The sequence below is a fragment of the candidate division WOR-3 bacterium genome, from assembly GCA_039803545.1.
Classification (GTDB): domain Bacteria; phylum Hydrothermota; class Hydrothermia; order UBA1063; family UBA1063; genus UBA1063.
The window spans coordinates 909,167-928,437 of the sequence record JBDRYS010000001.1; the positions used below are offsets into that span (position 1 = coordinate 909,167).

Below are 19,271 nucleotides of genomic sequence, written 5' to 3' on the forward strand. Positions count from 1 at the left end.
TAAAATGTTAAAATTTGTAACCTTTGCAGTAAAAATCCAGTTAAATGTCCACGACCTCAACAATGAGGCTGTGGCAGGGAATGTTACAGATATTAGGGTAATGGAGTTTCTCGATGAAGATGGAAATCGGATCGAAGCCCCAGCAGTTTCAGGAAGGATGCTTAAACACTGGCACTATGAAGGGATGAGGCATTTAATATTAAATGGACAGTATTCTTCAAAGAAACTATGTGCTGGCTGCAAAGTAGGAGAACCTATAAGACCAGCTTCATTATCAGAAGATAAACTACAACAAATTAAACCTAAAAAACTTCAAGATGAAGAACAATTTGTGAAGAATTGTGTTATTTGTGATATTCATGGATACTTAATAGCCCAAGAGGCAAAAGGAAAAGGTGAGGAGGAAGAAGAATCAGAAACTTCAAGAGAAAAAGGGAAGCAAAAGGTTCCGCCATTAAGAAGATCTTCACGAGTCATGTTTTCCTGGTTAATGCCAGTTTTAGGTTACGACACTACGCAGAAGCAGGTAATCCATACCCGCGTTTCTCAGCAGGAATCGGTAGCTGAAGGTGAAGGGGCAGCACAAATGATTTTTAACAAGTCCTATGCTTCTGGGATATACGCCTTTGTTTCAGCCTTTGACGTCGAAAGAGTTGGACTTGTAGAACAAAACTTAAGCGGAACGAATCCTTATGCAATTGATGACAATGAACGAAAAGAGAGAATTAAAGTTGCAATTGAGGCCTATAGATTGATGATATCTGGCCAAATTGGGGCTTCTCTCTCACATGCCCTCCCACACCAAAACCCTATCGAACTCTTGGTTGCATACTCTGAGAATGGGCCACTACCTTTCCCCGTTTCACCTATCTATTCCGATTACAAGGCTAAAACCATAGGCCTTATGCCTGAAGGTACTAAATTTTTATACTGGGGAAATGAGCCACCTGCTGGCGTAGAGACAAAAAATACGATCGACGAAATTTTTAAAACGCTTATAAACCTCATTGAAAAATGAAAGGCCTCATATTTGAAATAAGGTTAAACTCACTTTACTCTATCCGCATACCCTTTACCTGGCAATCAGCCTTATCTTACCCCCTTTTACCTTCTTCTGCTGTAATAGGACTCCTCGCAAATGCTATACAAAGATCGAAAAATGACAAACGCCCCATTGAGTATTTGGAAAAATTAGAGGATGAAATATTGTGGGCAGGTTCGCGCCTTAAAAAACCCTGTGTTGTGAAAAGCTATACCACATCCGCCATCACCAAGTGGGAAGATTTTATCGGCGGAAAATTCACAAACGCCTTAACAAGACAATTCTGCTATTCAAAAAATTTGGAAATAGCTATAATATTTAAAGACAACAAAAGCATCCCCTTTGAGGATTACAAAGAAGCCTTAAAAACCTCTCCCCTAACCTGTGGTGACAGTGAGTCGCCTCTTTCCCTTGAATCAGACCCAGAAATTGTCGAAGTTGAAGAAGAAGATGCAAACACGCACAAGGAAATTGTTACACCATTCCCAGTACCTTTTCTAAAAGAAGCAGAAATTGTAGAGGGTAAAGGTCACCTTTATCTAATGCATGAAAGGTGTTTAAAAAGGGAAGACAACTTACCATTGGTTAGCTACCTATTCCCTATTGAAGAGAAGAGAGGCATCTTATATCCTACCACTTTGAAAATAAAGAGCGATAAACTGAAAATTTACAAAATCAAAGAAAGAGGCATTTATATCGCCTACTCCCCTATTCCCTCAACGGACCGAACAGAGAGGAGAAAAGGTGGGAAGAAATAAAAACCGCAAAACGCCAATAAGTTTTTAGATGATCACCGGAACACTAATCTGGTACTATTACATCTGTCCAAGAGAGGTGTGGCTTATGTCGAGACAGTTGACACCCTGGGAAGAAAATCCATTCATCGAGCTCGGACGTCTTATCTCTCAAGAATCTTATGAAAGGGACACAAAGGAAGTTCAAATAGAAAATATCGTAATTGACATTGTTAAAACGCAAGATGAAGAAGTTATTATTGGCGAAGTGAAGAAGAGTTCTCGATTTATTAAAAGTGCAACAATGCAATTAGCTTTTTACTTGCTCAAATTAAAAGAATATGGCATAAATGCAAAAGGCATCCTACTCTTTCCAAAGGAAAAAAGAAGAATTCCCCTATCTCTAACGAAAGAAATGGAAGAGAAGTTAAATCTGGCCATAGATAGAATAAACCAAATCATCAAAAGTGAAACACCTCCACCTGCAACAAAAAACAGATTCTGTGCAAAATGCGGTTATAGAGAATTCTGCTGGGCATGAAACGTACACTTTACATTTTTTCAGACGGTGAAATAAAGAGAAAGGGAAACACCATATACTTCGAATCTTCAGAAGGTAAGAAATATGTTCCGATAGAAAACACGCAGGAAATCTTAATCTTTGGGGAAGTCTCCTTAAATAAACGCCTTTTAGAATTTCTAAATGAAAACGAAATAGTCGTGCACTTCTTCAACTATTATGGATTTTACATCGGTTCCTTTTACCCGAGAGAACACCTAAATTCAGGCTATATGATTTTAAAACAAGCTGAGCATTATCTTGATACTACCAAAAGGCTCAGGCTCGCAAAAAAATTCGTTTGGGGCGCTGTTAAGAACATAATTAAAGTTCTTGAGTATTATATTGCCCGCGGAAAACCGCTACATGAGATCGTTGAAAGAATAGCCAACCTGGAACCAAGCATTAGTATAGCTAATTCCGTAGAAAACCTAATGGCAATAGAAGGAAACATCCGTGATCACTATTATGATTCCTTCAACATAATAATTGAAAACGAAAACTTCACTTTTGAGGGGAGAACCAGGAAGCCGCCAAAAAATATGATCAATGCTCTCATCAGTTTTTCCAATTCGCTTGTTTATGTAGTCTGTTTAAGCGAAATCTATCACACCCATCTTGATCCCCGCATCGGTTTTCTCCATTCAACCAACATGAGGAGATTCACCCTCAATCTTGATGTTGCAGAAATTTTCAAACCCATAATTGGAGACAGGCTCATATTCAGCGTTATAAACAAAGGAATCATTAAACCATCTCATTTCGAGGAAAAATTAAACGGAATTGTATTAAATGAAAAAGGCAAACAACTTTTCGTTCAAGAATTCGATGAACGACTCAAAACGACTATCAAACACAGGAAGTTAGGAAGGCATGTAAGTTACAGAGAACTCATTCGACTCGAGTTATACAAACTACAAAAACACCTTATTGGAGAAGAAGAATACACACCTTTTGTCGCCTGGTGGTGATATGAATGTGATATTAGTTTACGACGTAAACGTTAAAAGGGTTGCTAAGGTACTCAAAACCTGCCGTAAATACCTCTACTGGGTTCAAAATTCTGTTTTTGAAGGAGAAATATCTCCAGCTAAACTCGAAAAATTAAAAATGGAATTATCAAAGATTATTGAACCAGAAGAGGACTCAGTCATCATTTATACCTTTAGGAGCTCATGGTATACCAATCGAGAAATAATTGGACTAAAGAAAGGCGGTGATGAGGTCTTTCTATAGCCCTTTTAAAACCGTAAAGTCGTCAACCTTTAATAGTGCAAAAAACACAGGGGTACGACGACACCAAAAGCACTTGACAAAACAAACAAAGCCTAAAATAATAAGTTATTAGTAAAAGTTCTTTGAAAATTCAGTTTAGTTAGTAGATAATAAATATAACGGGTTGCGAGCCTTCCTATGAGGAATTGAAACACAGTATAGATGATCTTCTCAGGGCAAACGGTAAGATGTTGCGAGCCTTCCTATGAGGAATTGAAACCAACACTGGAAAAAGCAAGAAGTTCTGGCGTGGGAAGTTGCGAGCCTTCCTATGAGGAATTGAAACTCGTCAGTTTCAAACTCCTCGCCTACCAGCACTGTCGTTGCGAGCCTTCCTATGAGGAATTGAAACTGAAATTCACGGTTCTCTTCACCTCGAAGAAGTTCTCTATGTTGCGAGCCTTCCTATGAGGAATTGAAACTTTTCTTACTTGTTTACGATGTTCTTGAGTTCTTGAGAGTTGCGAGCCTTCCTATGAGGAATTGAAACATTGCATTATGATTTTCGTGGATGTGTTGGATTCTATGAGTTGCGAGCCTTCCTATGAGGAATTGAAACTTACTATCCCTGCAAAAGGATGGATTGTATCTGCAAAGGTTGCGAGCCTTCCTATGAGGAATTGAAACTATTTTCGCTACAGGGAATTTGTAGGTACTTTTAGCGTTGCGAGCCTTCCTATGAGGAATTGAAACTGATGTCAGTAGAAGAAACAGAGTTGCCCCACGTTACATGTTGCGAGCCTTCCTATGAGGAATTGAAACCAGGGTCTCCTGTACCTCTCTCGTCCAGTGAAACACGGGTTGCGAGCCTTCCTATGAGGAATTGAAACGATTCTGGGATGATATACTCTCTCTCTTTCTCGCCCGCGTTGCGAGCCTTCCTATGAGGAATTGAAACACTCTTACATGGGATAATATTGATTTCGCCAGTAAAAGTTGCGAGCCTTCCTATGAGGAATTGAAACTTCCAAATACGGTGCTCGCAGACAAAAACCTCTCTCGTTGCGAGCCTTCCTATGAGGAATTGAAACCTTGTTTCAGAGCGTTTCTGTAGAACGGTGTCCATATGAGTTGCGAGCCTTCCTATGAGGAATTGAAACTGTCTCCGGGTTCCTACGTCGGAAATTTCTGAACGAGGGTTGCGAGCCTTCCTATGAGGAATTGAAACGTAGACACTCTGATGCGCATGCGTGAGCAATATCGTGCGTTGCGAGCCTTCCTATGAGGAATTGAAACTACCTGATTTTAGGTGTTTTCATTACTCTAATCTTTTGTTGCGAGCCTTCCTATGAGGAATTGAAACTCGGATACCTCCTCCTAAATCTAAGTCAATCCGCTCCAGGTTGCGAGCCTTCCTATGAGGAATTGAAACGCGTGCATAAAATACACCCCTGAGAGATTCCCAGATTTGTTGCGAGCCTTCCTATGAGGAATTGAAACATCATCACTTGGTATCCTATGCCAAAGTTCGTATTCGAGTTGCGAGCCTTCCTATGAGGAATTGAAACATTGTCAATTCAATCTTACTCATTTTTTGTTTAGTGGTTGCGAGCCTTCCTATGAGGAATTGAAACCCCTTTGTCTTTTCATTATGCGTTTATATGCGTTCTTGGTTGCGAGCCTTCCTATGAGGAATTGAAACTCGTAAAAATCTTGATTAACCTTAAACCGCCAAATATGTTGCGAGCCTTCCTATGAGGAATTGAAACTGCAAAAAGAATTGCTTCAAAAAACAAAGTAATTAGTTGTTGCGAGCCTTCCTATGAGGAATTGAAACACTGCCCAAAAAATACCGCTTGAGGTTTTCTCAGCATTGTTGCGAGCCTTCCTATGAGGAATTGAAACTGCCTTCCCACACCGACAGTGATGTCGGCGGGGATAGTTGCGAGCCTTCCTATGAGGAATTGAAACTTCTGTTCACGTGGGGTTAGTCCTGTCTCATCCTCAATGTTGCGAGCCTTCCTATGAGGAATTGAAACTGCTAAACGGAACCAGATAATCGAAGTCTTGCCCCCGTTGCGAGCCTTCCTATGAGGAATTGAAACAAATAAGCAACACAAAGGAGGGTCAACAAAATGGCTGAGTTGCGAGCCTTCCTATGAGGAATTGAAACAAAGCGGATCATCGTGGTAAGCCTCAATAACTTTTGGTTGCGAGCCTTCCTATGAGGAATTGAAACCGGATGTAAGTAATGAATATGGCTGGTAACTTGAGTGTTGCGAGCCTTCCTATGAGGAATTGAAACCATTCCTAAATTTTAAAGCTGGTAAAAGAAAAAGGGGCAAGTCTTCTCTTAAAAAATTGACCTCAAGATTTCTAATTTTCTCGCCTTAAGCCCAACCATCAAACATAGACTTTCAAATTACCAAGTAGCCTCCGGCCTGTTGAACATACCTTCCCATTATATCAAAATTTATCTATATGTCCAAAGATTTCCTTCTCCAACGGCTTAAAGAGGAAGAGGCACAATTAGAAGACTACCTTTTGGCGGGAAATGCCCGTTGGGCGTGTGAAAAGATTTATGTTATCGTTTCCACGGCCATCAAAATTCTTGCAGAGATTAAAGGCTTACCTGAATATGAAGAGGCCAAAAAGGTTAAATTCTGGAGTGTTTATCACTTAAACGCCTCCGCCTATAGGCTCTCTCACGATCCACTTTACAAAATCGACGAATCAATAGAAGATATATGGGCAAAAGCCTGGAAACTTCATAGTGAGGGTTTCGAGCAAAATTATATAACAATCAAAGAAGCAAGGGATCTTAGTTCCATTGCAAGAAAAATGCTGGAAATTCTGGAAAGAGAAATAAAGGCACAGGAATAAAAAACTCTGCAAATCTAAGTAAAATTCCCCGACATTGCTCGATAAAAAATGCTTATGGCACCTTTTATGCCAGGAGTTTGAACTCCCTTATGCAGAATAATACTTAAAAAGCTGATCCACCTATTACACTTTTTAAGTGATTCTCTCGTAGTACCCGGTACTCTACTTTCTCGCAGGAGCAGACTTTGAATCACGACTTAAAAAGGGCTTAACAAATAGCATAATCTTTCAATCAAGCCCGCAAACCCGAAAAACCTAAGAGTCTGATATTTGACATCAGAAATACTTTCACCCTTTATTCTCCTCCAATATCGCCGTAATTTTGACAATACCAGTCGCCCTAATTATAATCTTGAAGTTCGCAATGCAAGTTGAATTTTATTCTTTAATGTTATTTTCCGATTCTGAATTTCAAAGAAGGGCAGACCTTAGCTGGGTCAAAGTCCCAAATAAAAAATCTAAAGCCCTTGAGGCAATGTTCGCCAGCCAAAAACTTACATATTCACAAAAGCTTTCAATGAAAAAATTTCTAAACTTTTAAGGAGAGAAATTAAAATGGCAAATGAAAATCTCGAGAATTTCTGGAGTTTAAAGGTCGAAGACGTAATAAGAATTTTAAAAACCTCAGATAATGGGTTAACAAGCAAGGAGGCCCAGAGCAGACTACGTATATATGGACCCAATGCCCTCAAAGCAAAGAAACAATTAAACGCTTATAAACTCTTTCTATCACAATTTAAAAGCCCTATTATCCTCCTTTTAATAATCGCAACTTTGCTTTCCCTCTTCTTGGGAGATTGGGTTGATGCAGTCATTATTTTCTCGATAATCCTGATAAGTGGAGTACTTGGATTCTGGCAAGAATACAGCGCATCAAATGCCATTAACAAACTCCTTTCCATCGTGCAAATCAAAGCAGAAGTTTTAAGAGACGGCGTAAAAATTGAAATTCCAGTGGAAGAAATAGTTCCTGGAGACATCGTAATCCTCAATGCAGGTGACATCGTGCCCGCTGATGGAATAGTTATTGAATCAAAAGACCTCTTTGTGAATGAAGCAGTGCTCACGGGAGAAACTTTTCCAGTAGAAAAAGAAAAAGGAATTTCACCAGAAGAAGCCCCAATCAATCAAAGAAAAAACGCGCTGTGGATGGGCACAAGCGTTGTTAGTGGAACAGGAAAAGAACTGGTTGTAAGGACAGGGAAAAACACGGAATTCGGCAAAATTTCAGAGCATTTGCAGTTCAGAGCACCTGAGACAGAATTTGAACGGGGAGTTCGACACTTTGGCTACTTCTTGATGGAGGTAACTCTAATCCTCGTAATTATAATTTTCTTCGTAAATGTCGTTTTAAAGAAACCTATTCTGGATTCCTTTCTCTTTTCGTTAGCCCTCGCCGTTGGACTTACACCTCAATTGTTGCCAGCAATTATAAGCGTAAATCTCTCTCATGGTGCAAGAAGAATGGCACAACTGAAAACCATAGTTAAAAGGCTTTCTTCTTTAGAAAACTTTGGAAGCATGAATATTCTCTGCTCTGACAAAACCGGAACCCTAACTCAAGGGGTAGTTAGCCTGCAGTCAGCCCTTGACCTAAGCGAAGAATTTAATGAAAAAGTTTTGCTTTATGCTTATCTCAACTCGTACTTCGAAACAGGATACTCTAACCCTATTGATGAGGCAATCCGCAGGGACCACAAATACGATGTGTCAGGCTACACAAAATTAGATGAAATTCCCTACGATTTTGTGAGAAAACGATTGAGTATCGTTGTTAAGTGGAGGGTAGAAAATTTAATGATAACCAAAGGCGCCTTGAGTAATGTTTTAGAAATCTGCACCTTCGTAGAGCTTGGAGATAGCAAAATTGTAAAATTAGATTCTGTAAAAGAAAAAATTGAAGAAATTTACGAAAAACATAGCAAAAAAGGCTTCCACGTTTTGGGAATCGCTTACAAGAATGTAGAAAGAGTCCCCGTTGACAAAGAGGATGAAAACGAAATGATATTTTTGGGTTTCCTCGTATTTGATGATCCTCCTAAACCCGGAATCTCCGAAACAATCCAAAATCTGAATAACTTAGGGATAAAACTCAAAATCCTCACCGGTGATAGTAAGATTGTTGCTGCTTCCCTTGCTGAACGAATAGGACTCCTCCAGAGGAATATTCTTACAGGCCCGGAATTAAAAAAGCTGAGTGATGAAGCCCTTCTTAAAAGCGTTATGGATACTGACATCTTTGCAGAAATTGAGCCCAACCAAAAGGAACGCATAATCCTCGCACTTCGTAAAAGAGGCAATGTAGTAGGATACATAGGAGATGGAATAAATGATGCCCCAGCACTTCACGCCGCCGATGTGGGAATATCCGTTGATAATGCCACGGACATCGCCAAAGATGCTGCAGACATCGTATTAATGGAAAAAGACCTGGATGTTCTTATTGAAGCCGTGAAAGAAGGAAGAAAGACCTTTGTAAACACGCTCAAATACGTTTTTATGGCAACCAGTGCAAACTTCGGAAATATGTTCAGTATGGCCGGCATATCCCTCCTCATTCCATTCCTTCCCCTTCTGCCAAAACAAATATTACTTACGAACCTTCTAACAGACCTGCCTGAAATGACAATAGCTACAGATAATGTTGATGATGAACTTGTAAAGTATCCTCACCGTTGGGACATTAAATTGATACGCAAATTTATGGTAATTTTTGGACCACTAAGCTCTGTTTTCGACTATCTGACCTTTGGACTTCTATTATTAATTTACCATGCAAATGAAGTCCTGTTCAGGACTGGATGGTTTATTGAGTCCGTTGCTTCAGCCTCAATGGTGGTTCTGGTGGTAAGGAGCAGGCGATCCTTATTCAAAAGTGAACCTGGAAAATACCTATTACTGGCAACTCTTTCCGTAGGGGCCTTCACTTTCCTGTTTCCTTTTACTCCCCTTGCAAAAATCTTTGGATTTGCACCCCTGCCCATTCACTTATTTTTAGCTATTTTGCTCGTTGTAATCCTCTACATCGTAACCGCCGAAATTGCGAAAAAAGTCTTCTACAAAAAGGCAAATTTCTGAGGGCTGACCAATTTTAACCTTTTCCACTGGAAATGCATAAGGTAAAAGGAGATTTTCTCAAATTTAAAGAACAACTTCGATAATACACGAACCTAATCATTCTCACCATTAATCCAAATCGCCAGTACCTTTCTTCAATCCCTCTTTTAATGGCCAATTTTACCGATTTTTCACGAAAATAATCCATCCACCTTAAACATACTTGACAATTCACCTATATGAATATATAATATATCTGCAATGAAAAGACGCTGTTGCATAACGAAATTCGAGGTAGGATATGCCGGTTTACAACCCAGCTATATCTTGCAGGGGCTTATTTTGAAACTCTTATCCCAAAAACCGCTCCACGGTTACGAAATTTTAACAAAGATAGAAGAACGTTTCCCCAATATACCCGCCTTTAGAGAGCTCGTAGAAAACGGCCTCGGTTACAGAATTCTTAGAAGCTTAGAAGCAATAGGATTTATTACCTCGGAGTGGGAAGTCTCTGAAGGTCCCGCAAGAAGAGTATACAAAATAACTGAAAAAGGTCTTGAAGCGCTTAACACTTTCGCAAAAGAGCTGGATGCCTTGAAAAATGCAATTGATTCATTTAAAAATTTTTTAAGCGAGGAGGTGTAAATATGTGCAGAAGAGGCAGATGTCACAATAGTATGGAATTTGGCCCTGGATGGGCCATGAGAGTTGGATATCCTGAACCTTGCCCGCCTTACAGACCTTGTTGGGGGGAAGAAGGAAGGCACCCAAAATTCCGGCATCCTCACGGCTGGTGCTGGGACAACTTTAAGAATGAGAAAGAATTTCTCTTGCAAGAGAAAGAGGCAATAGAAAAATATCTTGAAGCACTCAAAAAGAGGCTTGAAGAGTTAGAAAATGAAGAAAGCCATGATTAATCTATGGCTTCAAAATAAAAGGAGGTAAAAAATGAAAATATGTTTCACAAGCGATGAAAATAGGGGACTTGAAAGTACAATGAGTTATCACTTCGGACATTGCCCGTACTTCGTGATCGTTGATGTTGAAGGTAATGTCGTAAAGAACGTAGAAACTATCCCCAATCCTTATGCAGAATCACACAATCCAGGTGACTTACCACGGTTTATAAAAGAAAAGGGGGTAAATGTAATTATCACGGGCGGTATGGGACCGAGAGCTCAGGCATTTTTCGAAGACTATGGAATCACTCCCGTCATCGGTGCATATGGAAGGGTAAAGGATGTATTGGAAGAATATCTTCATGGAGAGGTTAGATTTGCAGCCATTGAAGAAGAACACACCCACCATGAGCATAATTTCGAGAGCGAAACGGGAGACTTAGCAGAAGAAGTTGAAAGGATGAAAAAGGACATAGCAGCATTGCGAAAGGAAATTGCTGACTTGAAATCCTTATTGATAGAGATAAAAAAGATGATAAGTTAAGGGGCCCCAATGAGTCCAAACCTTCTCGAAGGGATAATCCTCTTAGCGATCGTTATTGCCCTCTATGTTTATTACTTCTTCAGGGGAGACAGAAAAAAAGCCGTTGAAGCTTTGAAGAAAAGCGGAAGGGTGTTTTTTCAAAATTCCTTGAGACTTTTTGCCATATTCGTTATCATTGGTATTCTTGATAAATTTTTGTCCCCAAAGGCTGTATCGCAATTCTTACTGAAATTCAAGGGATTTAAAGGTATAATCGTCGGTGCTCTTACCGGTTCCATAATGATGGGAACTGCAGCCTCCAGTTATCCAATAGCCCAGTATCTATTATCTCACAATGCCGGATACTCCCTCGTTGCAGCGTTCCTTTTCACCTGGGTTGCAATAGGTGTCGTTGCCCTTCCTCTCGAGTTTAAATTTCTTGGTAAAAAGTTCGCACTTTTGAGAAACTCATTCGCATTAATCTCGGCGATCCTTGTGGCAATTCTAATAGAGGTAATGCTATGAAAACTATAATAAAAGATTGGGTATTGGAAATAATAATTCTTCTTATAGCAGTTGTTCTTGCAATATTCAACCCCTCAAAAGTTAGCAGTGCATTACTTTTCGCGGCAAAAACTTATCTTAACCTCTTTGTTGTTTTTGGCGCCCTGGCTTTGCTCAGTGCTCTCATTAGTGTTACAATTCCAAAACAGACCATAGGGAAGATAATCGGTAAACAGAGTGGAATCAAAGGAATTTTAATCGGTGCGGTCTTCGGATCCCTAATGGTGGGTCCTCCGTATATTTTCTACCAACTCTTTAAGGAACTTAGAGACAAAGGCGCAGGTGCAAACATCATTGCAACAACGATCAGTGCCTGGGCAATAAAAGCACCATGGATTCCCTTTGCTATTGCAGTACTTGGATGGAAGTTTACGTTAATTTTTAATATACTGATTTTTGTCTACGCAATCCTCTCAGGTATGTTTGTAGGAGCATTTTTAAAGGAGTAGGTAAAATGATGAAAAAACTCCAAGAACATCTCAATAAGTGGTTACTTGGGTATGTAACCCTGGCCATTATTTTAGGCCTTTTGATCGGGAAACAAAGTGCCTCCTGGATCAAGGCACATCGAGTCGCGATATCCAATCTCACAACTTTCATTGTCTTTCTCATTATCTACCCGATGATGATAAACCTTAAACTGGAATCACTCGTTAAGGCTACTAAGAATCTCAAGGCAATTTTGCTTTCCATCCTTTTCAATTTCTTATGGGCTCCACTCTTTGGATGGATACTCGTAAAATTATTCTTGACCGACCCCACGCTTTCCTTGGGATTCATGCTGGTTATGGTAGTCCTTGCTCAAGTATGGCTATAGGATACACGGGGCTCTCAGAGGGAAACATTGAACTTGCCACCGTGATCGTTGCCTTAAGCTTTATCCTTGCAATATTTGCCATTCCCTTCTGGATGACAATTTTTGCACATAACTTTCGTATTCCATTACCAATGGCAGAAATGTTAAAATCAATCCTGCTCGTGCTCATTGCCCCTATGATCTTGGGATACCTAACCCGCATTCTGCTAACGAAATGGCTTGGTGAAAAAGGATTCAAAAGAATCCAGCCTTTATTCCCTTCCTTGTCTCTGATTTCAATGTTCGCAATTGTTTTCATCATCTTCTTCAGCAAGGCAACTATGATTATTGCACAGTGGAAGGTCGTACTTTTATTGTTTATTCCTAACATCGCTTTCATCTTTGTTTCACTCCTTTTATTCACCTTGATAAACAAAAAGTTGAATTTAACATACGAGGATAATATGGCCGTTGTTTTCACCAGCACTGGGAAAAACAACGGGACGGCTATTGCTATTGCAACTACAGCCTTTTCACCTATGATGGCAATTCCTGCGGCTACATTACCGATTTTCAGATCCTTTTCCTCGTGAGTTATTTAAAAATGGCTGACAAAGTTAAGTGCTTCTTCTCCGAGAAGAGTCGCGCAGTACAAAAAGTGCTACAGGGAGAAAGAGTCCCGATTTTGCAAAGACTTTTATGTTGTTTCAGCAAGAACAGTGAAGAAGAGAATATAGAGCCAACTCCAAAATCTTTATAAAAACACCAAAGAAGCTTATTGATAATATTTAAACTCCATTGAAAATCCTTCGGGGCGGGCCGAAGGCCCGCCCCGAAGTTTTAGAATTCCCAACCTTCAAATCCACCCCAAACAAAGCCAATATGTCAAATCACAGGATTTATTAATTTCAAAAAACCTCCTAGCCCCTTGTTGGTGTTTTTAAACCCAGTCCACTAGCAATTTCAATAAAAACTCTCTTCCTCCTCTCGCCTTCTAAAGTTAGCCTCTTCTACACAAGACTTTAGTTTTTTTTAAGCCCACCTTGAGGAATTTACTCTTAATTTTATAAAACTAAAAGCATACTTGACAAAACTTAAAAATTAATTTATATTTTTAAAACTATCGGAGGTGAAAAATGGAAGAAGCCATCAAAAAGGTGCTGGACCTCTTAGAACAAGGGAAGATCAGCCCAGAAGAGGCCGAAAGGCTGATTAGGGCAATAAAAGAAGCTGAAGCGACAAGGGAACAATCGAAAAAGGAAACAGAGAAGAGCGAAAGAAAGCCGCAAGGATTAGGAATCGTCTCCGAGGTGCTCGATGAGGTCTTTACAGGCGTTGGCGAAACGGTCAGAACCTCCATTGGATCAGCTCTGGAAATTGCTCTTACCAACGAAAAATTCCATTCAGAAACCTTTGAAAACATCAAAGAGCTCAATATAAAGATTTTAGGCGGTGATCTGGAAATTGAGCCTTCAGAAGATGAGAAAATAACTGCCTCCTTTGAGGGTCGGCACAGAATTGATGAAGACCTATTAGATCTGAGCATTGTAAAGGAAGGCACATTGAAAGTTCCACAGAATGTGAAAATAAACCTCTCGGTCCTGGGCGGGGATGTTATTATTAAAGGCTTTTATTCTGAAGTCAACATAGATGTAAAAGGCGGAGATGTTAGCGGCAAAATCGATTTTGAGAGATTGACCTGCAAGGTAATGGGGGGAGATGTTGAAATTAAGACTAAAAAGAAACCCCTTAAAATGCAGGTTAAAGCCCTTGGAGGCGATGTGGAACTACCTTCGGAAATGAAAAAATCTGGAGAATACTACATTTTTGGGGAAGAAAATTTCAGAGAGGCAGAAGTAAAAGTAATGGGGGGAGATTTCACCCTCGAATTTGAGGAGAAGTAAAAATGAAAGAAGAAGTTTACAGGGTGCTAAAAATGGTAGAAGAAGGGAAAATAAACGCCGAACAGGCAGCGAAACTCCTCGATGCGATGGGAGAAGTTCTAACAACACCTAAAACGGGAAAGTTTATCAGAATATATGTCCAGAGTTCTGATGGCAACAAAATAAACATAGTTGTACCCTTAGGTCTAATTAAAATCCTCTCCAGTTTTATTCCAAAGGATGCAAAGGCCGTTTTGGACGAGAACGAAATAGATCTTAATCAACTTATAACAGCAGTCCAGGAAGGTGCAAATGGCACCATCGTTGACATTATAAGTGAAGATGGGGATGTTGTTAAAATAACCGTTGAGTAAAACAATGGGGTATTAAACTTAAATGCTTTAGGAGGTAAAAATGGTGAGTGGTGGCATTCTACTTATAATCATTGGGCTACTTATATGGCTCAATAAAATGGGCATATATCACTGGGTGTGGCGGAGGGACTGGCCCCTTATCCTCGTAATCCTTGGAATTTTATCTTTAGTATCGTATTTAGAGGGAAAAGACAGATTTCACATACGATACAGGAGAGAAAGTCGTAAACTGGACGAGAAGGAGGAAGAATAATGGAACTTATCAGCATTCTTTTGATTTTAGTGATTGTGGCCTTTTTTGTTCTAATAATGGCTTCAACAAAGATCCGTGGTGGACTTAAATGGGGAATCTTCTTTATCGCGTTGGGGCTATTGATCTGGCTCGAGAATATGAACCTCCTACCTTTTATAAACTGGAGCAGGGATTGGCCCTGGATTCTCGTTTTTCTCGGACTCCTCTTTCTCCTTCGCCCTTTCTTCAGGAAGTCTCGCAGGGACATAAGGAAGAAGGTCGAGAACGTGCTTAAAGACCTCGAGGCTGGAAAAATAACTCCTGAAGAAGCAGAAAAGAAAATAAAGAGACTGAAATAACCATGGCAAAACTACCAACAAGATGTCCCGGATGCGGGGCAAAACTGGTAATAAAGACCCTTGAATGTCCTTCCTGCAAAGCTAAAGTTGAAGGAAACTTCGAAATCCCGATGTTCTGCGACCTTGAGGACAGGGACCTCGAAATGCTCTATCTGTTCTTGAAAACCCGTGGTAACCTTTCAGAAGTTGCAAAGATTCTTAAAATCTCCTATCCAACAGCGCGGCAGAGGTTTGAAGAATTTTTGAGAAAAATTGGAATAGAACCTGCCTTCCCCAAGGACAAAATAACAGAAATCTTAGAGCAACTCGAGCGTGGAGAGATCACACCAGAAGAAGCCGAGAAAAGAATTAGGTCTCTGAAATAACTGCCAACAGGTAAATAGATTAAGGATGGCGTAAGATAGCCTCCGCCGATAGGAACCGAAAACAAGAATAGTTGAACAATTAGAATTGCTCAATGGAGTTATAGAGAAATTATATCAAAATGGGCGTTCCAACGCTTGTAAAAACAAACCCTTAAAGAATCTGATTAAAACAACTGGATTGAAATTCCAAGCGACATTGCAAACCTCTCTCAGATGGGCTGAAAAGTAGATACTCAACTACGCGAATTTCTACGCCCTTCTATTTCTTATTTCCCTGTACAGATCAAACAAAATCTCCTGGTAATCCTTTTCTCCTACTTCCACTTTATCCATAAGCTCTTCCAGAACCTTTGTGAACTCTTCAGAAAGGAACTTTTTTACCCTCTCCAAGTTATTCAGGTAGTGATAAACCTTTTTGCCCATGGGCGTCGGGAAGAGGTATCCCCTCCTTTCCACCACATACTGCCTTTCAATAAGTTTTGCAACGATCGTTGCGTAGGTCGATGGCCTTCCTATACCCCGCTCTTTCATCCTGAAGACCAGTTCTCCGTGGGTAAAAGGATAAGCCTTAGGCAAACTTTTCCTCTTTTTAACATTTCTTACATCGATTCTACCTTCGAGATCAGGATGAAGTTCCAGAGGCACAACCATATTCCAACCGTTCTCAATTACATCGGTAATAAGCACTTTCTCAAAACTCTTGTTTATAGCCTTTACCTCAACCACTTTCACCTTTACCTTAACGGGTTTCATTTGGGAAGCGATAAACCGGTCAAAAATGAGCTCATAAAGTTTCAAATGATCCCAACTAAGCGTCTCATATTGCCCACTGAGAATTAAAGACCTCAAATCCTCCACTTCAATTGCCTTTGTAGGTCTTATACATTCATGGGCACCACCCTCTCCCCAGCTCCTGGGGTGGAAAAACTCCTTTCCAAAAGTCTCTTCGATAAACTCCCTTGCAACTCCCATTCCCACATCAGAGACCCTCGTAGAATCTGTCCTGTGATAGGTGATGTAGCCAAGCTCAAAGAGGTCCTGAGCGAGGTCCATTGTCTTAGGTAAAGAAAACCTAAATCTGTCACTGGCATCCTTAAGCATCGTGTCAGTCCTATAGGGCGGTAATGGATTTCTAATCTCCTCCTTTACTTCTTTCACCTTCACCTCAATGACATCGAGTTTCTGGAAAAATTCCCTTGCCTCTACCTCGTTATCAAAATCGACATCTAAGGAGAATTTCCTATCGCCTCTCTGTAATTCTACGCTTACGCGATAAATCTTTTGTTTAGTCAGTTCTTCCCTTTCAATAATCCAGCCAAGGACTGGAGTCTGAACCCTACCCGCCGAAAGGTTGCTCTTCCCAAAGGCTTTTTGTAAAAGTTGTGAATACTCAAAACCTACCCACCTATCAGCGACTCGACGCACAATCTGAGCCTTGACTAAGTTCTCATCAAAATCCCTCGGATTTCTTATTGCATTTACAATGGCCTTTTTTGTAACTTCATGGAATTCCATCCTTTTTATATTTTTAACATAAGGTTCCAAGAGTAATTTTAAGTCCCATCCGATCTTCTCACCTTCAGTATCGGGATCCGTTGCCACATAGATTTCGAAGCTTTCAAGAGAAGCAGACCTTATACTATTTATGATCTCCTCTTTACCTTCGATTGGCTCGTAAACAGGCTTTATTTCCCGATCTACATAAACCCCATAGTAGCCTTCCTGCTCGTTTAAATCCAGAATATGTCCAAGGGACGCAGTTATCATAAGATATTTATCATCGAGAGAAGTCTCTAATATATCGTGATTGAAAATTTTTCTCCGTATGGGTTTTCCGAAGAAATTTGCTATGGTACGTGCCTTATTAGGTGACTCAACAATAACCAGGACGGGCTTCAAGATATCCTCGTTCTCTTTCAATACCAGTTTGCCTTTCATGAACTGTTTTACCTTTTCTCTATCTGCATCAATCTCCTCAAGGACCTTCTCCAAATCCACATTCTCAAAGGGAACAAAACTAATATCTTCACTGAACCACCTTACCCTCTTTTGAAGATGGTTAAAAGCCCTAAGATCATCAACTAACAATACACAAAGACCCTTTGTAAGACCACCGCCGTACATACGAGAAGTACGACCGCTGGCTTGCAAATATCCAGTAACATCAGAAATCACCATCTTGTAGCCCTCTTCATCCTTTATAAGGGTGACTTCCGTCGATCCTTTTAAGAGATTTACAACCTCCTCCGAGTTAAGAAAGCCTCCGATCTCCGCCCTCAGTTTATCAATTTTCTCTTTAATCGCAGGATTGGAATTCAAAACATCTTCCGTTACAAACTGATACTTTTTAAGTTGAACTATCCAGCCATCTATCTTTGCCGTGTAGGCAGGGAACTTCTTTATAATGAAGGTTCTTAAAGAGCTAAGGGCCCATATCAAGTGGCTCAAATTTTCTTCAAATTTAAGGGAAAGAACGATTTTGGGAACTCCGTAAAAAATGGCATAACGAATAGCGTGGGGCAAGTCAACTCCACGAGCCAGGACATTTCTGTAAGAAGAAATACCAATCAAGACTTCTATCTCTCCTCTTTCAAACTTCCCCAGCACCTCTTCGTCGATCTCCTCGTAGGTAGCACTTAGAATTCCCCTTTCTTCTAAATAAAATTTAACTTCGTCAACATACTCCTTTTTCCTATCCGAGGGAACAAAAACAAGGCCACCCTTTCCCAGCTTTCTAATCAACTCTGACAGTTCAATTTTATCAAAATCGGCGTAGGCATCAATCACATTTCTGAGATAAAAGGTGGGAGTGCCCACTTCAAACCCAAGAAGTTCCCTAAAAAGCTTGATTCTATTAGACTTAGGATTGGAGGTCGCGGAAGAAACAATGAGAACTCCCTTCCGCCTCTTCCCTTCAATTTCCCTCAATTTCTCAGTTAAAGCATTTATCCTCTCCCAATCTTCCTGAGTTTTATACAATTTCGATTGCAACCTTATAACTTCCATCGCAAGTTCGATGTCGCTTTCAAGAAATCCAAGGAGTAGCAAAGCCTTATCTATATTTTTGGCAGTCTTCAGGAAGGAATCTACGTCATCTACAAAGAGAAAGGCAAAGTTTCTCGGAATTTCCTGATAATGTTTATAAAGAAACATAGAAGTCGTTACAAGAATCAAAAACTCCCCATCTCTTAAGCGGTTTAACTTTGCCTCCCTTTCCTCCTTTTTATCCTCTTCACCGAAAAAGAGCATCTTATCCTCTTCAACTCCAAAACCCTCAAGCTTCTTCACCGTCTGATAAACCAGAAGGCGCGTTGGGAGGATGATGTAAGATTTTTTACCCTTCCGCGCAAGATAAGCAGCTAAGGAAAGCCCGAAGGATGTCTTACCCACACCCGTTGGAGCCAATAGTGCAAAGGACCTGTCTAAGAAAAACCTCATTGCCCATGTAGTTTGCAGACTCCACGGTTCGGAACCGATACATTCTTTAAAAAACCTCTTCCAATTTTCGACTTCCTCTCTGATATCGCAAAGGACTTTTATTTTACCAAACTTAAGGGCTCCACATAGATCCCCTTCGATTTCTATGGGCAGACATTTTTCACAAACAAGACCCTTATAAAGCCTTTCTGCAGATATATCTCCGCCACAATTGGGACACAGATTCTTAAATAAACTTTTAATCAAGCTCAACCTCCTTGCATTAGTCTTTCAAAATTTATTATAACATCAATTCTGCGTCCAATGGGAAAGAAAAGGCCCAAATACTTCAACATCTCAGCAGTTAAG

18 protein-coding genes, 1 pseudogene and 1 CRISPR repeat array are annotated in these 19,271 nt (G+C 40.2%); of the genes and pseudogenes, 18 read left to right on the forward strand and 1 reads right to left on the reverse strand.

The annotated features are described in order from the left end of the window. Positions 1-4 precede the first annotated feature (4 nt). From ABIM45_04130 to ABIM45_04215, 18 genes and pseudogenes are all read left to right on the forward strand, one after another. On the forward strand, positions 5-1,018 hold the full coding sequence (locus tag ABIM45_04130; protein MEO0239098.1) for a DevR family CRISPR-associated autoregulator: 1,014 nt from the start codon (positions 5-7) through the stop codon (positions 1,016-1,018). Then, entirely contained in the window at positions 1,015-1,800 is a 786-nt protein-coding gene (cas5, locus tag ABIM45_04135) for a CRISPR-associated protein Cas5 (GenBank protein MEO0239099.1), read from the forward strand. The genes ABIM45_04130 and cas5 overlap by 4 nt, the downstream gene beginning before the upstream one ends. Before the next feature lie 28 nt (positions 1,801-1,828). Further along, on the forward strand, positions 1,829-2,317 hold the full coding sequence (gene cas4, locus ABIM45_04140; protein MEO0239100.1) for a CRISPR-associated protein Cas4: 489 nt from the start codon (positions 1,829-1,831) through the stop codon (positions 2,315-2,317). Continuing rightward, positions 2,314-3,306 (forward strand): type I-B CRISPR-associated endonuclease Cas1b, encoded by a 993-nt coding sequence (gene cas1b, locus ABIM45_04145; GenBank protein MEO0239101.1) that lies wholly within the window; start codon positions 2,314-2,316, stop codon positions 3,304-3,306. Before cas4 ends, cas1b begins: the two co-directional genes overlap by 4 nt. Position 3,307: 1 nt before the next feature. Next, complete coding sequence (gene cas2 / locus ABIM45_04150; GenBank protein ID MEO0239102.1) at positions 3,308-3,571, forward strand: CRISPR-associated endonuclease Cas2; 264 nt, start codon at positions 3,308-3,310, stop codon at positions 3,569-3,571. A gap of 162 nt (positions 3,572-3,733) precedes the next feature. Beyond that, positions 3,734-5,855: a CRISPR direct-repeat array (repeat unit 30 nt; unit sequence GTTGCGAGCCTTCCTATGAGGAATTGAAAC). 176 nt (positions 5,856-6,031) lie between these two features. Continuing rightward, positions 6,032-6,433 (forward strand): PaREP1 family protein, encoded by a 402-nt coding sequence (locus ABIM45_04155; protein MEO0239103.1) that lies wholly within the window; start codon positions 6,032-6,034, stop codon positions 6,431-6,433. 555 nt (positions 6,434-6,988) lie between these two features. Beyond that, positions 6,989-9,511: a magnesium-translocating P-type ATPase gene (mgtA, locus tag ABIM45_04160; protein ID MEO0239104.1), complete on the forward strand. Its 2,523-nt coding sequence runs from the start codon at positions 6,989-6,991 to the stop codon at positions 9,509-9,511. A 240-nt stretch (positions 9,512-9,751) separates the two neighbouring features. Beyond that, entirely contained in the window at positions 9,752-10,135 is a 384-nt protein-coding gene (locus ABIM45_04165) for a PadR family transcriptional regulator (GenBank protein ID MEO0239105.1), read from the forward strand. Positions 10,136-10,137: 2 nt separating this feature from the next. Then, a complete protein-coding gene (locus tag ABIM45_04170; GenBank protein ID MEO0239106.1) occupies positions 10,138-10,407 on the forward strand; it encodes a DUF5320 domain-containing protein in 270 nt (89 codons plus the stop codon). A 31-nt stretch (positions 10,408-10,438) separates the two neighbouring features. Next, positions 10,439-10,933: a NifB/NifX family molybdenum-iron cluster-binding protein gene (locus ABIM45_04175; GenBank protein ID MEO0239107.1), complete on the forward strand. Its 495-nt coding sequence runs from the start codon at positions 10,439-10,441 to the stop codon at positions 10,931-10,933. A gap of 9 nt (positions 10,934-10,942) precedes the next feature. Next, on the forward strand, positions 10,943-11,437 hold the full coding sequence (locus tag ABIM45_04180) for a hypothetical protein (protein ID MEO0239108.1): 495 nt from the start codon (positions 10,943-10,945) through the stop codon (positions 11,435-11,437). Further along, positions 11,434-11,925 (forward strand): hypothetical protein, encoded by a 492-nt coding sequence (locus ABIM45_04185; protein ID MEO0239109.1) that lies wholly within the window; start codon positions 11,434-11,436, stop codon positions 11,923-11,925. Before ABIM45_04180 ends, ABIM45_04185 begins: the two co-directional genes overlap by 4 nt. A 176-nt stretch (positions 11,926-12,101) precedes the next feature. Continuing rightward, positions 12,102-12,865: pseudogene (locus ABIM45_04190) on the forward strand (bile acid:sodium symporter). A gap of 543 nt (positions 12,866-13,408) precedes the next feature. Further along, positions 13,409-14,176, forward strand: a complete 768-nt coding sequence (locus tag ABIM45_04195; protein ID MEO0239110.1) for a hypothetical protein — start codon at positions 13,409-13,411, stop codon at positions 14,174-14,176. A 2-nt stretch (positions 14,177-14,178) separates the two neighbouring features. Next, a complete protein-coding gene (locus ABIM45_04200; GenBank protein ID MEO0239111.1) occupies positions 14,179-14,529 on the forward strand; it encodes a hypothetical protein in 351 nt (116 codons plus the stop codon). Positions 14,530-14,569: 40 nt separating this feature from the next. Continuing rightward, positions 14,570-14,782, forward strand: coding sequence for a LapA family protein (locus tag ABIM45_04205; GenBank protein ID MEO0239112.1), 213 nt, complete (start codon positions 14,570-14,572; stop codon positions 14,780-14,782). Beyond that, complete coding sequence (locus tag ABIM45_04210) at positions 14,782-15,120, forward strand: DUF5668 domain-containing protein (protein ID MEO0239113.1); 339 nt, start codon at positions 14,782-14,784, stop codon at positions 15,118-15,120. The genes ABIM45_04205 and ABIM45_04210 overlap by 1 nt, the downstream gene beginning before the upstream one ends. Positions 15,121-15,122: 2 nt before the next feature. After that, entirely contained in the window at positions 15,123-15,485 is a 363-nt protein-coding gene (locus ABIM45_04215; protein ID MEO0239114.1) for a DUF2089 domain-containing protein, read from the forward strand. 249 nt (positions 15,486-15,734) lie between these two features. Here ABIM45_04215 and rgy read toward each other — a convergent pair whose 3' ends face one another. Further along, a complete protein-coding gene (rgy, locus tag ABIM45_04220; GenBank protein MEO0239115.1) occupies positions 15,735-19,169 on the reverse strand; it encodes a reverse gyrase in 3,435 nt (1,144 codons plus the stop codon). Positions 19,170-19,271: the final 102 nt, after the last annotated feature.